Annotated in this window: 13 protein-coding genes and 4 tRNA genes; 10 read left to right on the forward strand and 7 right to left on the reverse strand. The window is 39.2% G+C overall.

All coding sequences use genetic code 11. The annotated features are described in order from the left end of the window. Positions 1 to 436 precede the first annotated feature (436 nt). From mgtE to DCO56_RS06630, 5 genes are all read left to right on the forward strand, one after another. Complete coding sequence (gene mgtE / locus DCO56_RS06610; RefSeq protein ID WP_108632991.1) at positions 437 to 1,813, forward strand: magnesium transporter; 1,377 nt, start codon at positions 437 to 439, stop codon at positions 1,811 to 1,813. A 256-nt stretch (positions 1,814 to 2,069) separates the two neighbouring features. Next, positions 2,070 to 2,143: transfer RNA gene (locus tag DCO56_RS06615), tRNA-Asn, on the forward strand. A gap of 49 nt (positions 2,144 to 2,192) precedes the next feature. Next, positions 2,193 to 2,266, forward strand: a tRNA-Asn gene (locus DCO56_RS06620). Positions 2,267 to 2,360: 94 nt separating this feature from the next. Continuing rightward, positions 2,361 to 2,434 (forward strand) — tRNA-Asn (locus tag DCO56_RS06625). A gap of 57 nt (positions 2,435 to 2,491) precedes the next feature. After that, complete coding sequence (locus DCO56_RS06630) at positions 2,492 to 3,406, forward strand: PfkB family carbohydrate kinase (RefSeq protein ID WP_108632992.1); 915 nt, start codon at positions 2,492 to 2,494, stop codon at positions 3,404 to 3,406. A 7-nt stretch (positions 3,407 to 3,413) separates the two neighbouring features. Here the strand turns inward: DCO56_RS06630 and DCO56_RS06635 are convergent, their stop codons facing one another. From DCO56_RS06635 to murB, 3 genes are all read right to left on the reverse strand, one after another. Then, positions 3,414 to 3,659: a cytochrome b5 domain-containing protein gene (locus DCO56_RS06635; protein WP_108632993.1), complete on the reverse strand. Its 246-nt coding sequence runs from the start codon at positions 3,657 to 3,659 to the stop codon at positions 3,414 to 3,416. 32 nt (positions 3,660 to 3,691) lie between these two features. Further along, positions 3,692 to 4,201 (reverse strand): RNA polymerase sigma factor, encoded by a 510-nt coding sequence (locus tag DCO56_RS06640; protein WP_108632994.1) that lies wholly within the window; start codon positions 4,199 to 4,201, stop codon positions 3,692 to 3,694. A gap of 261 nt (positions 4,202 to 4,462) precedes the next feature. Then, on the reverse strand, positions 4,463 to 5,479 hold the full coding sequence (gene murB, locus DCO56_RS06645; protein WP_108633685.1) for a UDP-N-acetylmuramate dehydrogenase: 1,017 nt from the start codon (positions 5,477 to 5,479) through the stop codon (positions 4,463 to 4,465). 104 nt (positions 5,480 to 5,583) lie between these two features. Between murB and DCO56_RS06650 the strand changes: the two genes are divergently transcribed. Next, a complete protein-coding gene (locus DCO56_RS06650) occupies positions 5,584 to 6,198 on the forward strand; it encodes a TetR/AcrR family transcriptional regulator (RefSeq protein WP_108632995.1) in 615 nt (204 codons plus the stop codon). Here DCO56_RS06650 and DCO56_RS06655 read toward each other — a convergent pair. Beyond that, positions 6,195 to 7,181 (reverse strand): YpdA family putative bacillithiol disulfide reductase, encoded by a 987-nt coding sequence (locus DCO56_RS06655; RefSeq protein ID WP_108632996.1) that lies wholly within the window; start codon positions 7,179 to 7,181, stop codon positions 6,195 to 6,197. The genes DCO56_RS06650 and DCO56_RS06655 overlap by 4 nt on opposite strands. A 30-nt stretch (positions 7,182 to 7,211) precedes the next feature. After that, a complete protein-coding gene (locus tag DCO56_RS06660; protein WP_241254789.1) occupies positions 7,212 to 9,404 on the reverse strand; it encodes an FUSC family protein in 2,193 nt (730 codons plus the stop codon). 257 nt (positions 9,405 to 9,661) lie between these two features. Between DCO56_RS06660 and DCO56_RS06665 the strand changes: the two genes are divergently transcribed. From DCO56_RS06665 to DCO56_RS06680, 4 genes are all read left to right on the forward strand, one after another. Then, entirely contained in the window at positions 9,662 to 12,238 is a 2,577-nt protein-coding gene (locus DCO56_RS06665; RefSeq protein WP_108632997.1) for a phosphoenolpyruvate carboxylase, read from the forward strand. A gap of 75 nt (positions 12,239 to 12,313) precedes the next feature. Further along, entirely contained in the window at positions 12,314 to 12,859 is a 546-nt protein-coding gene (locus DCO56_RS06670) for a hypothetical protein (protein ID WP_108632998.1), read from the forward strand. 391 nt (positions 12,860 to 13,250) lie between these two features. Beyond that, positions 13,251 to 14,129 carry a Ppx/GppA phosphatase family protein gene (locus DCO56_RS06675; RefSeq protein WP_108632999.1) on the forward strand — a complete coding sequence of 293 codons (879 nt, stop codon included), beginning with the start codon at positions 13,251 to 13,253 and terminating at the stop codon, positions 14,127 to 14,129. Between the two features lie 74 nt (positions 14,130 to 14,203). Continuing rightward, positions 14,204 to 14,287 (forward strand) — tRNA-Leu (locus tag DCO56_RS06680). A gap of 111 nt (positions 14,288 to 14,398) precedes the next feature. Here the strand turns inward: DCO56_RS06680 and DCO56_RS06685 are convergent. Both DCO56_RS06685 and DCO56_RS06690 read right to left on the reverse strand, forming a co-directional pair. Next, positions 14,399 to 14,848, reverse strand: coding sequence for an SRPBCC family protein (locus DCO56_RS06685; RefSeq protein ID WP_108633000.1), 450 nt, complete (start codon positions 14,846 to 14,848; stop codon positions 14,399 to 14,401). 4 nt (positions 14,849 to 14,852) lie between these two features. Continuing rightward, positions 14,853 to 15,524: a DinB family protein gene (locus DCO56_RS06690; protein ID WP_108633001.1), complete on the reverse strand. Its 672-nt coding sequence runs from the start codon at positions 15,522 to 15,524 to the stop codon at positions 14,853 to 14,855. Positions 15,525 to 15,839 lie beyond the last annotated feature (315 nt).

Below are 15,839 nucleotides of genomic sequence, written 5' to 3' on the forward strand. Positions count from 1 at the left end.
AGTATGTGACGAATATACTTAAATATTCATCCATAAGATAGCGCGTGTCAAAAAATATTTGGATATTTTTTGCAGCTAAGAATTTAGAGATAAGGTCTGACGAAGCTGCAGTTCTTGTAGTGTTGTACTTGTGGATCCTTTAAATTTTCTGATGGGTTTTATAAAGGAAAAAGCCCGGGGGAAGATTTTATTGAGAAGTGGCCCTTCCATTTTTCTTGATCGAATCCTGGGTTGTTTTTGTGATACATTTGATGATGACAAAATGTCTTTATTTAAAAGAACTGCATTTGTTAGGTGCATGATTGAAAGAGGGATTTTACCACAGTTTCGATATCTTTTTATTATTTATTTTTTTATTCAGAATTTACGTTAAAAAAGCGATTTTTGTAACATATAATTTTTTACCGATGTAGGATTTTAAAATCGAAAGGAAGATATGGAAGAACTGGAAATGCAGGTAAGTCAAATAGAACAATTGATAGCAAATGAAGACTTTGTTGGGCTGGAGGAATTCCTAAATGAATTGAATATTTCTGAAGTAGAGGAGCTGATTGATGAACTGCCTGAACATGGTCCACTCTTTATCGAATCCTTAAATTTAAATCGTGCGGTAAACGTTTTTCGTATCCTGGATTTTCCTACTCAAAATCGAATTTTTAAAAGACTTTCTAAGGCTAAAATAAGTGCATTAATTAATGAATTACCTCCTGATGATCGGACCTCTTTTTTCTCCGAAATGAAGGATGATATTAAGCATTTAATATTACTATTACCGCCTAAAGATCGGGTTGAGGCGCTCGCATTATTGGGGTATCCTGAAGACAGTGTCGGACGGTTAATGACGCCAGATTATATTACGGTAAAAGCACACTGGAGTATCGAAAGAATATTAGGGCATATCCGTCGATATGGGAAAGATTCTGAGACCATAGATGTGCTTTATGTCATAGATTCAAATGGTAAATTGATCGATGATATTCGTATTAAAGATGTTTTGATGGCGGAGCCCGAAACAATTGTAGGGGACCTTATTGATTACCGCTTGATTTCCCTGAATGCTTATGATCCGCAGGAGGAAGCCATTAATATTTTCCGGATGAACAATAGGGTTGCGCTTCCGGTTGTGGACGGGCAGGGGGTGATGCTTGGGATCGTTACCGTGGATGATATCTTATGGTTGGCCAATGAGGAGTATACGGAGGATATGCAGCGTATTGGAGGGACTGAGGCGTTGGATGAACCCTATTTGGATGTTTCTATTAAAAACCTCGTGAAAAAGCGGGCTGGCTGGTTGATTGTTTTATTTCTGGGGCAGTTGTTGACCGCGACGGTCATTGAGCATTTCGAAGAGCAGATGGCAAGTGCCATCATGTTATTCGCTTTGATGCCGGTCATTATTTCCAGTGGTGGCAATAGTGGCTCACAGGCTTCGACATTGATCATCCAGGCGATGGCATTGGGTGAGGTGACTCTTTCGGATTGGTGGCGTGTTATGCGCAGGGAGATATTGTCCGGTCTGCTGCTTGGGCTTATTTTGGGTGCATTGGGCTTTTTGAGGATTATGGCCTGGCAGTCTTTTGCGCATACCTATGGTGAATACTGGGTATTGGTCGCTTTAGTGATTTCATTATCCTTGATCGGTGTTGTTCTGTGGGGGTCGCTTATGGGTTCCATGTTGCCCTTTGTGATGAAAAGATTGGGAGCGGATCCGGCGAGCTCATCGGCACCATTTGTGTCCACGCTAGTTGATGTTACAGGTCTTCTCATTTATTTCACGGTGGCCACACTCATCCTGAAAGGGGTGTTGCTCTAAAGGTCCGTTTGATTTGATTCGTTGGGAGCAATCGCTAAAGGTGTCTTTTTATGTGGCAGTAAAACCTGGATTATGCTGTTTGAATTGCTTAAAGGAGGTTTTTGCCCATGATTCCAAAAAAGGAAAATAAATTATTCTTGTTGGATTTTAGGAAGTTGTAAAAAATGTGTTCAAAAAATTTGTAGTATTCTAATAATCTTCCGATACTTGCATCACGGAAACGCGATAGAGTCTCCGGAAAAATTGAAAAAAATACTCCTGAATAGCTCAGCAGGTTAGAGCATCTGACTGTTAATCAGAGGGTCGCTGGTTCGAGCCCAGCTTCAGGAGCAATTAGAAACTTACATAACCGGAGTTTTTAAAGTATTTAGTTTTTCATTCCTGAATAGCTCAGCCGGTTAGAGCATCTGACTGTTAATCAGAGGGTCGCTGGTTCGAGCCCAGCTTCAGGAGCAATAAGCAAATGATAAAATTATTTGCGAATACTATAAAAATGTGCTATTTTTGTGCATTCGATGAGAAAGAAGTTTCTCGGAAAAATAAAAATTCCTGAATAGCTCAGCAGGTTAGAGCATCTGACTGTTAATCAGAGGGTCGCTGGTTCGAGCCCAGCTTCAGGAGCAATATTGAAACCGGCTTTATGCCGGTTTTTTTGTTTACCATGCTTATTAAAAAACTATGAGTTTAGTAATTATTGGTACGGTGGCTTTTGATACAATTGAAACACCGTTCGGTAAAACTGACAAAATTCTAGGTGGTGCCGGTACCTTCGCGGGTATAGCGGCATCCTATTTATGTGATCAGATCAAATTGGTCAGTGTTGTTGGAGAAGACTTTGGAAGCTCCAATCTAGCACTTATAAAAGATCATGGTATCGATGTTTCAGGTGTTCAGATAGTTCCGGGAGGACAAACATTTTCTTGGTCCGGAAGATATCACAATGACATGAATAGCCGCGACACGTTGGCGACTGACTTAAATGTACTGGCAGATTTCGACCCGATTATTCCTGATAGTTATCAGGACTGTGAGTATCTTCTGCTCGGGAATCTAACACCTCAGGTGCAGTTAACGACGTTGGCCCGTCTAAACAGGAAACCAAAACTGGTGGTGCTGGACACGATGAATTATTGGATGAATGTTGCCTTGGATGATTTAAAGAAAGTTCTCCAAAAGGTTGATGTCTTGACAATCAATGACGCTGAGGCTAGACAACTATCAGGTGAATATTCTCTGGTCAAAGCCGCAGAAGTTATTTTGGCAATGGGCCCAAAATATTTAATCATCAAAAAAGGGGAACACGGTGCATTGCTTTTTGGTGAAAATCAGATTTTTTCTGCGCCAGCACTACCTCTAGCCGATGTATTTGATCCTACAGGAGCAGGAGACTCTTTTGCAGGTGGTTTTATCGGCTATCTTGCCAAAGTGAAAAGCATCAACTTTAACAACATGAAAAACGCCTTGATTTTTGGGTCAGTATTGGCTTCCTTTTGTGTAGAGAAGTTTGGGACAGATCGTCTTGTAGAGCTCACCGATGGAGACATACAGAAGCGTCTGAATGCCTTTGTTGCGCTGTCACAGTTTAGTCTATAAGTTCTAATTAGCCTTTCAAGATTCCAATAACTTCGAATTTAGAAAATACAGTATCTGAATGAGGAGCATCTATGAGCTCCTCAGTTAGATCTTGGCCTGCCCAATGTTCATAGTGCAAGCCATTTTTCCAAAGCCTACTATCACTCACATCATAGATGTAACTATTATAAGCCACCCAAATTTGCGGCTTATCTTGTCCATTTCGCAATGCGAGCTGGCTCTTACTATATTCGGGTAATCCTTCTTTTGTCATCACGATCTATCAGAAGGCGAAGATAGAAAAAACTAGGCGACTTTATAAGCAGATAGTGACCGTTTCATTAATTTCCGTGCCACATGTATTCTTGTCTTTACAGTTCCGATAGGGATGTTTAAATGTTCTGATATCTCATGGTATTTAAATCCTTCGAAATAGAGGGAAAAGGGGACGTAGTATTCTTCTGAAAGATTAGACAGGGCTTCGTGAATATCCTCCATGACAAACTTACTTTCTCCTTGGTTGCTTGAAGCGGATATTAATAGATTTGAATTGGAGATATCCTCATCCTTTGTAATAAAGGAGTTCGTTTTTACAATCCGTCTATAGTTATTTATAAACGTATTTTTCATGATGGTATAGAGCCATCCTTTTAGGTTAGTGCCCTCTTTAAAATTTTTGAAATAGGTTACAGCTTTGAGGATGGTGTCCTGTACAAGATCATTAGCATCTTCATAGTCGCTGGTAAAATTTCTGGCGTAGAGTTTTAGTGAGTCCGATTGCTCAATAACCATGCTGTCAAATTCATTCTTTGTCATAGCTTAATGAATTATAACTGTTCTTTTTAGAAAACAGTAAGTTTATAAATGCGGTTCGTTAAGTATGAGGCAAATAATGCGCCAAAATCCTTAAAAAATGGATTTCTTAATGTAATTTTAAGATTATTTTAAGGCATGCAATCGTGTGCGTGTATTAACCCTAAGTAAATAAGACGGGCTTTAGTTGATGTTGAGATGAAATAGAGGCTATATTATTGTTCTTTTAAGTTTCTAAGCGATACAAATATTTTTTTTGATTCTTTACAATAAATTAACTTCGCGCTCGAGCGTAATGCCAAATTTGTCTTGTACATCTTTAATAATCTGGACAGAAAGGTTGTAAATTTCCTGACCGCTAGCATGTTGTCTATTTATTAGTACAAGCGCCTGATTTTTCCAGACACCAGCTTGACCATAATCTTTTCCTTTCCAGCCGCATTGTTCTATTAACCATCCGGCGGCCAGTTTTGTTTGTTGGTCGGGCATCGGATAATGTGGGATCGCTGGATAAAGTGCCAATAACCTTTCAAAATTATCCGCAGCGATCACTGGGTTTTTAAAAAAGCTTCCGGCGTTGCCAACTGTACTTGGGTCCGGTAGTTTTTCCACACGAATTTTTGATACTATGGTTGCGATATCAGCGATGGATGGTTGAGTTATATTTTCTTTTACGAGTTCAGCTTCAATGGCACCGTAGCTTGTATTTATTTTAGGTGTAAGACTTAGTTTATAGGTTACCTCCGTAATAATAAAGCGGCCCTTGTACTCCGTTTTAAAAATACTGTCGCGGTAGGAAAAATTGCAGTCTTCCTTTTTGAATGTTTTAAATGTGCCCAGTTTGGTGTCAAAAGCTTCGCAGGTATGAAAAACATACATTAATTCGGCCCCATAAGCACCGATATTTTGTACGGGCGATGCACCTACAGTTCCGGGAATAAGAGCCATGTTCTCTATTCCTGCATAATTTTGTCTGATGCAATGCCAAACAAAGTCATTCCAAATCTCCCCGGCTTTTGCGGTGACATATACATGATCCGATTCAATTTTGGCCTGTATACCTTTGCTGGTCATTCGGATAATATACCCATCAAATGGTTTGGTGAATAAAACATTGCTTCCCGCGCCAAGAACAAAAAAGTTTTTGTTGAAAAGCCCTTGTTTAAAAATTTCGGTCAATGTCTCGTTATCATTCACTTCGATCAAGAAATTTGTCTTTTCTTCTATTCCAAATGTATTGAAAGGTTTCAAAGAGATATTCGATTGAATGTTTAATTCCATATTGACTTTAGTTTTCAAAAATTCAAAAAAATCCGCTATCTTTAGCATGATAATCGGTAAAGATAGTATAAACCGTTTATTTAACGATAAAAAATATAAGTTTAATGGGTAACGCAGATGTAAAAAGGATCAAAATTCTAGAAGCTGCAACAAGGCGCTTTGCACACTTTGGAATGGCTAAAACGACAATGTCGGAGATTGCTAAGGATCTTAATTTTTCAAAGGCACTGCTTTATTATTATTTTCCCGACAAGAACAGTCTGTATTCTGCTGTTTTTGAATATGTTATCGATAAGATGATCGAGGAGATCGAAACAGTTATCGACAAAGGTGGAAATTTTGAAGAAATCATGATGTACTCCATTGATATGCGTGTCAAGGCAATCAATCAATATTACAATTTGTTTGAATACACCATGAAGATGGTCAAAGAACTTCCGGATGAATTGGAACAAGTATTCAAAGAATCTTATCTACGGGAGGTTGAAATCATTGAAAAAATTCTGAAGATTGGAATAGACGCCCAGGAGATTCAGGTAGATGATCTCAACGAGACAGCCCGTATTTTATTGTATTCGTTATTTGGTATGCGAATGGGGATCTTGAAAGATATGAAAAATATGCTCTTCCCCACGAAAGAAGAATTTGATCATATCCTCAGTTTACAGAAGAAAATGATGAAAATCTTCTTAAATGGTTTGCGGTATCAACAGCGTTAAATCGGCATTGTTTGTATATGTTCGATGATCTGCCTGGCGTGGATACGTGAATTTTCAATAAACCAAAGGTGGGTATTTAATCCACCACAGACAACCCCTGCTAAGTATAGGCCTTTTATGTTTGTTTCCATTGTCTGCTCATTGTGGCAAGGGATGCAAGGAGCCTGTTCTGGGATGTCAACTCCTATTTTGCGTAGAAAGTCAAAATTTGGCCGATATCCAGTCAGCGCAAGTACAAAATCATTTTCGATTTCCAGGATGCCTGTCGGTGTTTGAATGGTGACGCTTGTTTCGGTAACCGCTGTTAATTCACTGTTGTAAAGTACATCAATTTCTCCCGCAGCAATTCTATTTTCGATATCCGGCTTTACCCAATACTTGACTCTTGGGCTGATTTCATTGCTCCGAATGACCAATGTTACCTGAGCACCTTTTCGAAATGTTTCCAGGGCAGCGTCTATGGATGAATTGCTTGCTCCAACAACGATTACTTTCTGTCCGCTGTAGTAATGCGGATCATTGTAATAGTGTCGTACTTTGCCAAGTTCTTCTCCGGGGATATTGAGTAGCATAGGGATATCATAGAAACCCGTAGCAATAATGACTTTTTTTGTCGTGTAATTACGTTTATTGGTTTTGACGTTAAAATAAGCAGGATCTTTTTTTGTAATATCCAATACTTCTTCAAACAGGTGGGTATCCAGTTCAAATTTTTGCTGGATACGTCTGTAATATTCCAGCGCTTCGGTTCTTCGCGGTTTTGGATTGGTGGTCACAAAGGGAATGTCCCCAATCTCCAGTCGCTCAGAAGAAGAAAAAAAGGTCATATTTTGCGGATAGTTATAGAGCGAATTGACTAAACATCCTTTTTCCAGAATAAGATAGTTGAGATTGGCCTGTTTTGCTTCCAGGGCACAGGCGAGACCGATGGGGCCTCCGCCAACGATAATGATGTCATAGGAGGCTGTTGTATGTTCACTCATAATGTAAATTTCGTGAATTTTTGGGATAAATTAGCTTGCCAGTTTAGATAATTCCGTTGCTTGTTCGGCGGCACTTTTATCATGGAGATCCCGAACAATCTTATTTAAATCCTGGGCAATCTTGTACAGGAATTCCAATTGCTCTTCCAATAGTTTTCCGTCAGCAGAATTGATGTCGCTGTTGTCGAAGCGATGATTCGATATTTCGATTTCCATGGGCGAAAATACGCTACTGGAATCTGATGAATAAAGCAATTGAATAGATTGGTCCAGGCTATTTAATATTTTCCGTATGGTCCGAACATGGTCTTTGTTGAGGTAGTTATTGTCCATTTCATCCAGATGGTTCATCAGTGTAACAGAAAAGGAGGCCAGAATATGGTTGAATATGACAAACTTATTGACCTCTTTGCTGTATTTTTGCCTTTTTTTGGGTTCAGTCAGCATACGTTGAAAAGTGGAACCCATATTTGCGGTTTCGACATAAACGGCTTTTCTTGCTAACTTGTAATCTGTAATCGATGGCGCCTGGCCCGCAATTTCCTTTAATGCCTGAAAGATATAATTATAATTGGCGATCAAAAGCTTGCGCATGGATTCCTTCACTTGCATGCTTTCCCAATTCGGGAAAATAATATAGCTGGAGAGGAAGGCGATCATTCCCCCAATAAATGTGTCCAAGATCCTTTCTTTGGTTACTTCTAGCGTATTGGAACTGATAAAACTGAACATGATCAATACATAAGGCGTCATGAAAAGTACAGCAACGACATAATTGACTCTGAATAAGCTGTATGCTGTCAGGAAGAAAAACACCAGCAGTACAAATAGTATGGTTGGATCATGTATTGTCAATAGGATGCCGGCTCCGATCAATCCACCGATGGTCGTTCCGATAAGGCGTTGTATATTACGTTCTTTCGTAAGGCCAAAACCGGGTTTTAGGATAACCATGATCGTCAGCAGTATCCAGTAGACATTGTTGGTGATATTGGTTGTCTCAAAAACGTAGTAGGTGACCGACATCACGATTGCCATGCGGCAGGCATGTCTAAAAATTGTCGATTTTAAGGTCAGGTTTTCACGGAATTTCTTCAGGTCGATGGCTGAACTTTGAACGAAACGTTTGGCGTCATCAATTTCTTTCTTTTTGACGTCGTCAGGTTGCAGGTGAGAATAGCCGTAGATATTTTTTATACGACGGACCAGGTCACGTAAATTGATCAGTACTTTACGCAGGGCAAAGGTGCTGTATTGATTTTCTTTGTCAAGCTGGTCAATTTTAGCATGGAGACGTGTGAGGTCTGCATCGAAATCATAGAGGGGTTTGGGCTGAATATTCGTGTTGAGCTGGTAGGCCAAATTGTCGAGTTCGTTCGTGTATTTTAAAATAACGTTCTTGAAGTCCTCTAGGATACCCGTTGGGCCGAAACGTTCGCTAATCGTGTTGTAATCATAATGCGCGGCCATACTTTGCTCAAATAGATCGACAATATCGTTAAAGATCAAGGTGAGATACCGGCCTACTTTTGTGGTGTCTTTAATGGATCTTTTGCTTTGGAATAATAAGTCCCTTACATTTTCCTGATGTTGGTTCACTTCAACCTGTTTGTCAATCAATTTCAGGTAATTTTTGTCATTGTCAATTTTCGCATCGTAAAAATTAGCTTTCAATCGAATATAATCGGCAACATAACGGATGGTTTCTGCAAGTTCCTGTTCGGCTAACCGATAGGGGCGTACCTGTGTAATAGAAAGACTGATCGCAATATACCAGAGTCCACCAAGGGTGTAAAAGCCCAGATAACTGATGGCTTGATCCAAGGGATAGTGCGTCTGCACGTGGATTAGCATCATCAATATGCACATTAGGCCAACATTGGCTGCCCGGCTATTGAATACGGCAAACATGGCAAAGATAAAGCAGGCGATTCCGATGAAAATGGCAAGGAGATATACATTTTGATTGACAATATTGGTCAGGATAAATGTCAGGGTGGTCAGTATGGCCCCGGCAAACATACCTTTTCGTCTATGGCTTGGTGCTCCGGGCGTATCGGATAGCCCGACCAAAAGGGCGCCCAGGGATACAATGGTTCCATTGGTAAACTGGCCTATGGTGGCAAAAATGAGGACAGGTACAATGCATCCGATGGTAATTCGCAATCCATCCGCAAAATATTGACTATAGAAAAAACTTTTTATTTCTTGTGTCTGTTTCATAATGTATAGCACAAATATACGAGATAAGGCTATATTAGCCTGAGGTTTCCCTGCTTGTTGCGATAATATACTAAAAACGAAAAATTACGAATTTTCATTAATATCTTTATAATATTTTGATGTTTTTTTTGATTAATTTATATTTTTTTATTTGTTTAAATATAATATTGCTATATTTGGTGCGTAGGGTAATTTCAGATAATACAGAAAATCAAGAGTCGCCTAAACTCTCTTGACCATTTTTCAAAGATTTAAATATGAAGCAAAGTAAAAATGAAGCCGTCTTTCAGGACGAGGTATTGACACGCTTTGAGCTTTTTAAAAGTTTGTTTTTAACATTGCCATTCCAACGTGTTAAGGATACAGGTACTTTATTGCCATTTTTTGCAAAGCAATGTGAGAAGGGGGTTGACCAACATTTAACTCCAGATGAGATTATAAAGAGTTTTTTTGATCAGCATGAAGAGTTTTCTTCGGAAGAACAGCGTATTGATTTATTGTTTCGTTTTGTGCAGTATATAGAACGCCAGGTGGTATTGTTTGATGCGATAGAGGATTCATCATTTCAAATGGTGGGCCGCGGCGACGATGAAAATGTATTGGGTGCATTGATCAAAAATGCCGAAGGCAATGGTGACATGCGACGCAAAATCGTTTCCAAATTAAAGGATTTCTCCGTTCGTCTGGTACTGACAGCACACCCTACTCAATTTTATCCAGGGCCAGTACTGGGGATTATCAATGATTTGATTGATGCGATAAAGACCAATGATCTTCATAGCATACATTTATTACTGCAACAGCTTGGCAAGACGCCATTCATCAATAAAAATAAGCCAACACCGGTAGATGAAGCTGCCAGTTTAGCCTGGTTTCTGGAAAATGTATTTTATAAAGTCGCTTCAGAGATCCAGTCTTTTATTGACGATGAATTGGATGTCGATACGGAGGAAGTAAAACAGCTGATCGAATTGGGCTTTTGGCCAGGAGGAGACCGTGACGGAAATCCAAATGTCAGCGTTGAAAGCACCAAGAAGGTGGCGGCTTTATTGCGTACTATTTTGTTTAGATGTTATTACCGCGATTTCCGTATTGTAAGACGCCGCATTACATTCAGAGGGGTCGAAGAGTATATGGAGAACTTGCAGACCTTATTTTACGACAATAGCTTTAATCCTGTTGAAAACCCCGCAGATGAAACGGATAACATTATTACGAACTTAAAAGCTATTAAAAATGTTCTGGAAGAATATCACAATGGTCTTTTTGTTGAGATTGTCGATGACTTGCTTCGTAAGGTAATGACATTCGGTTGTTTTTTCACGACTTTAGATATTAGACAGGATAGCCGTATTCTACGTGAAGCAACAAATTATTTGATTCAACAAAATCAGGAGGCCACTGGCGTTCCATTGAATTATTTGGAACTGAATGAAGCGGATAAACAAAAGGCGTTGAAGTTTAAGGAATTGGATCTAAGTGTAGGTGATGATGCAGATCCATTGACAAAAGACACCTCTGGCGTAATCAAATTGCTTAAGGAGATCCAACGTTCGGGGTCTGAGCGCGCTGCACAGCGTTTTATTATTAGTAATTGCCAGCAAGCAAGTGATATCCTTGGATTGCGTCAGTTGTTTTTGTGGTCTGGCTGGAAGAAAGATGCATTAACAATTGACTTTGTACCACTATTTGAAACAGTGGATGATCTGACCAGAGCTGCTGATGTCATGAAAACGCTATATAGCAATAAAGAATATAAGGCACATCTGAAACGCAGAGGAAACAAGCAGACCATTATGCTGGGCTATTCGGATAGCACAAAAGACGGGGGATATCTGATGGCAAACTGGTCAATCTATAGAGCGAAAATAGAGTTGACTGCAATATCGCGTGAATATGATATTGATCTTGTCTTTTTTGACGGCCGTGGTGGACCTCCGGCACGTGGAGGAGGTAAAACACAACGTTTTTATGCTTCCATGGGTAAGGAAATTGCCAATGATCATATTCAATTAACGATACAGGGACAGACGATCAGTAGCCAATATGGCTCGTTGGATACGGCTCGATTTAATATCGAGCAGCTCCTACATGCCGGTATTATCTCTGATTTAAAACAACGGGTAGGGGATACGCTGACCAAACATCAGCAAGAAATTATTGATAAATTGGCCGAATTGAGCCATCATAAATTTATGGATCTTCGTACCAATAAGTTGTTCCTGCCTTATCTGGAAACGATGTCTCCGTTGAAAGCACTTTCATCCATCAATATTTCAAGTCGTCCCGTGAAAAGGAATTCGGGACGTGAGTTGCGTCTTGAGGATTTACGGGCGATCAGTTTTGTGACTTCGTGGAGCCAGCTGAAGCAAAATATCCCTGGATTTTATGGGGTAGGGACTGCTTTGCAATGGGCCGAGAAAAATAATCTATGGAAAGACGTGCAACAGCTATATGTTTCTTCGGGCTTCTTCCAGACCTTGATTGACAATTGTATGATGTCCATGACCAAATCTAATTTTGATATCACAGCTTATATGAAGGACGATAAGGTGTATGGTGAATTTTGGAAAAATCTTCATGCGGAATACCAGATTACCAAAGAGTATCTGTTAAAACTCAGCGGGACATCTAAATTGATGGAGAACTACCCCGTCGATCGTGAGTCAATTTTGGCGCGAGAAAGCATCGTATTGCCTTTGTTGGTGATCCAACATTATGCGATTCGTGCACTCAATTCGGATAAATTAGATGAGGCACAGCGTGAGGATTATTCAAAACTGATCGCACGCACAATATTCGGTGTGATTAATGCGGGAAGAAATGTTGCTTAATTTTTGCTTCTTTTCGCCGATTAGGTTTCGAAGAATGTATATTTTATCTACTTTTGTATAATTAACAAAATTGATATGAAGATTAATAAGTTATTTATTGTAGCTGCTTGTGCGAGTACTTTATTTGCGTCTTGTGGTGAAACAGCTGCAAATAGACAGCGTCAATATGCCAATGCATCTTTAGCAGACGGCGATGCCTTTGCCATGATTAAATTCGTTGGTGAGGAAGGAAACTATTTAGTAAATCTTGCTGATGTGGCTGCAAAGCAATCCGCATCAACAGAGGTGAAGAATGTAGCAGCTAAAATTAAAGAAGCTTACGCGACTGTATTGCCCGAGTTGGACGGTTTGGCAAAAGAACTGCATGTAGGTGATGCACAACGTGGTGTGCCTGCTTTTCAAACTCCGGCGTCAATCGGATCAGATAGCACTGCGGCATTCAATGATAAAGCGTTTTTAGCATTGGTATTGGAAAAACAAGGTGAGATCAATAGCAGATTGTCTCACGAAGAACATAACACCAACAAAGAGGTTATTCATATTTCGGAAGAATCTTTGAAGAAAGTTGAAGAAATCTATAAATTGGCTGGTGGTAAAGTTGAAGGGCACGGTCATCACTAATTAGCGACTATATAAGAAGAAAAAGGAATATTTACTCCGGTGAATATTCCTTTTTTTATGCGATTGTTTCCTTGTCATTCCCTGTAGATAAATGATTGGTCTATACTCATAGCAAATAAGACCGCTGTGAAAACGATTGAACTGCACGAAGATCTTTACTGGGATTTTCAAAAGATTTCTGAGTCTCATTTTAAACGCTGTAATTCAATATAGGGTTTATTTTTCGGGGTGGGAATAGATCCGGTTTTCCATTCATGCAGGAGAATCAAAAAAGAAATAATTTGTTGAGTTGTTAAATTAATAATAACTTAACATTACTATAATGCAGTTGTTAATAACTGTGTTTATTTTAGCATGATTTAATCAAATAATATATAAGAAACAACATAACGTGAGATACGCTGCTATAGATATAGGCTCCAATGCGGTCCGTCTTTTGATCGCTGATATCATTGGCCAAAAGGATCAATACAATTTTAAAAAAAATACGCTTTTACGTGTTCCTTTACGTCTGGGCGATGATGCATTTATTCAACAGGAAATTTCTCCCCGAAAGGCGGAGAGCTTGATAAAAACAATGAAGGCATTTCGTGAATTGATGGATGTTTATCAAGTGGAAGACTATATGGCTTGTGCGACCTCTGCGATGCGTGATGCCAAAAATGGTCCGGATATTGTTGCGGAAATTAAGAAAAACGGGATCAATATAGATATTATCGAGGGGGCTAAGGAAGCTGAGATTATCTACAATAGCCATTGGGATAATAAGATGGAAAAAGATAAAGTGTATCTTTATATTGATGTAGGTGGTGGTAGCACTGAATTGTCTTTATTTGCGAATGGTGTTCTGGTAAATTCCAGGTCCTTTAATCTAGGTACGATACGTATTTTGGATAATCAGGATAAAACAGAGACCTGGGACGAGCTCAAAGAGTGGGTCCGGAGCAATACGCATATGTATAAACAGGTCATTGGGATCGGAACAGGAGGCAACATCAATAAATTGGCACGGTTGTCTGATGAAAAAGTTGATAAGCCATTATCATACGCCAAATTAAAAGCTGTTTATGAGCATTTGGCATCATTTTCTTTAAAAGAACGTATTATTTTATTGGGACTCAACGAAGATAGAGCTGACGTCATCATTCCTGCAAGTGAGATTTTTCTGACGATTATGAAGCATGGCAGGCTAAAACAGATCATTGTACCCCGCGTTGGATTGGTTGACGGAGTAATTAGAACCTTGATCAATAGGAATTTAGTGAAATAAAGCATTAAAAAGCATTTTTCGCCTTGCAAAAGAAGGAAAAATATTTATTTTTGTGATACCAAAGGCGAATATGAGCCCAGGTGGCGAAATTGGTAGACGCACCATCTTGAGGGGGTGGCGCTCGTATGGGCGTGGCAGTTCGAATCTGCTCCTGGGCACTTAAAAAAGGCCAAATCTTAATTAAAGATTTGGCCTTTTTTCTATTTCAACGATCCCATCTTTTTTAAAAGAAGAGATTGGATCAAGCATAAGATTGAACTTATCAATTGCTATTTCTCACTGATTTCTTTCAGTATTTGTAATGCTTTTGGCCATGTTTCGTCAAAGTAATCCAAATACTCTTCATTGGTGTCCAAATCGATCTTTAACAGGGTTTTACTGCCAAGATCCTCAAAGGTGTAATTTTCAAACGAACCGGCCCAGTCTTCGACTGCGGGTCCTTCGGTAATCTCTTTGCCTTTGTTTAATATACCGTAATGACGAATGGATATGTATTTATTTGGAATATGATCGGCTATCTCCGCAACCATACCTTCTTTTTCACCATCTTTATTAATGCCTATAAAATAAATCTTGGCACCCTTTTCCCAGCTACCTTCAAAGTCAGAAGTTGGATTGAAAGCAGCCGTCCACTTTTTATAGGTTTCTTTATCGAGCATGGTTTTAAATACATGATCGACCGGCGCGTCGATGGTGATCTGATAATTCATTTTCTTCATATTCTTATTGTTTTGGGAAGTTAGGATCTGCTTTTACCTCTGCAATCTGTTTGGTATGTCGAGCACAATGTGCGGCAATAAACATTAAACCTTGGTAACCGTCGACGACGCCTGTCGGGTAATCGTTGATATGACTGCGAAGGTCTTTTGCATCCGCTTTCGTAATGTAATCGATCACTGGTTGTCGCGCAGCACGAAAATCAGCCAATGCCGTTTTTGAATCTTTGTATATGCCGGTTGGTTGAAGTTCTTTTGGAGCCTGAAATTTATGGCTTCGATCTGTAATTGTCGTTTTTAGATTGTCGTCGGTCATTTGCACCTCGCTCTTTCTTTCGGGCTGTGGCGCCTTGGTCAATGCGGCCTTTGCCATGTCAAATATCATTCGTTCAGATAGTACAATATGTTCCAGGCATTGGCTGATTGACCATTTGTCCGGAGCAGATTTAAATTGTAACTGAGCTTCACTGAGTCCTGAAACTTGTTTTTCGAGTTCGTTCGTCGTCTCATTGAAGTACTGCAATAGGGAATCTGTGCCCTCTTGCTCTTTTGTGCGTGTAGTTTGCTCAATTGCTTCAATAGCATCGTGCTGACTTGCTGCTTGTCTTGGAGCTGGGGTTGATGAAAGGAGTACTGCGCTAAAGCCGGCAATCGCTATCATATTCATAATCTTGTACATGTTTATAATTTTTTTAATTGTTAAACGTCACTTTCTTTTTACAATTATAATTCATTTTTGTTTTTTTATTCTTTTCATAAGGCAAGAAATAGGATAGGATGTATGCCTTTAAAGACTGCCTTTTTTACGATAGTAAATCTAAAAATGCTTATGAAATGTTAAATTTAATTTATAATAAGAATAGGCCGGAATCAATAGGAGGACCTAATGGCTTATTTAAAAGGACTATAGGTAAGATTTATTTTATATATTTTCAATTTTCAAACATTTTATTAAAATGTTTGAAAATTGAAAATATATAACTAACTTTAATTC

The sequence above is a fragment of the Sphingobacterium athyrii genome (assembly GCF_003071065.1).
GTDB lineage: Bacteria > Bacteroidota > Bacteroidia > Sphingobacteriales > Sphingobacteriaceae > Sphingobacterium > Sphingobacterium athyrii.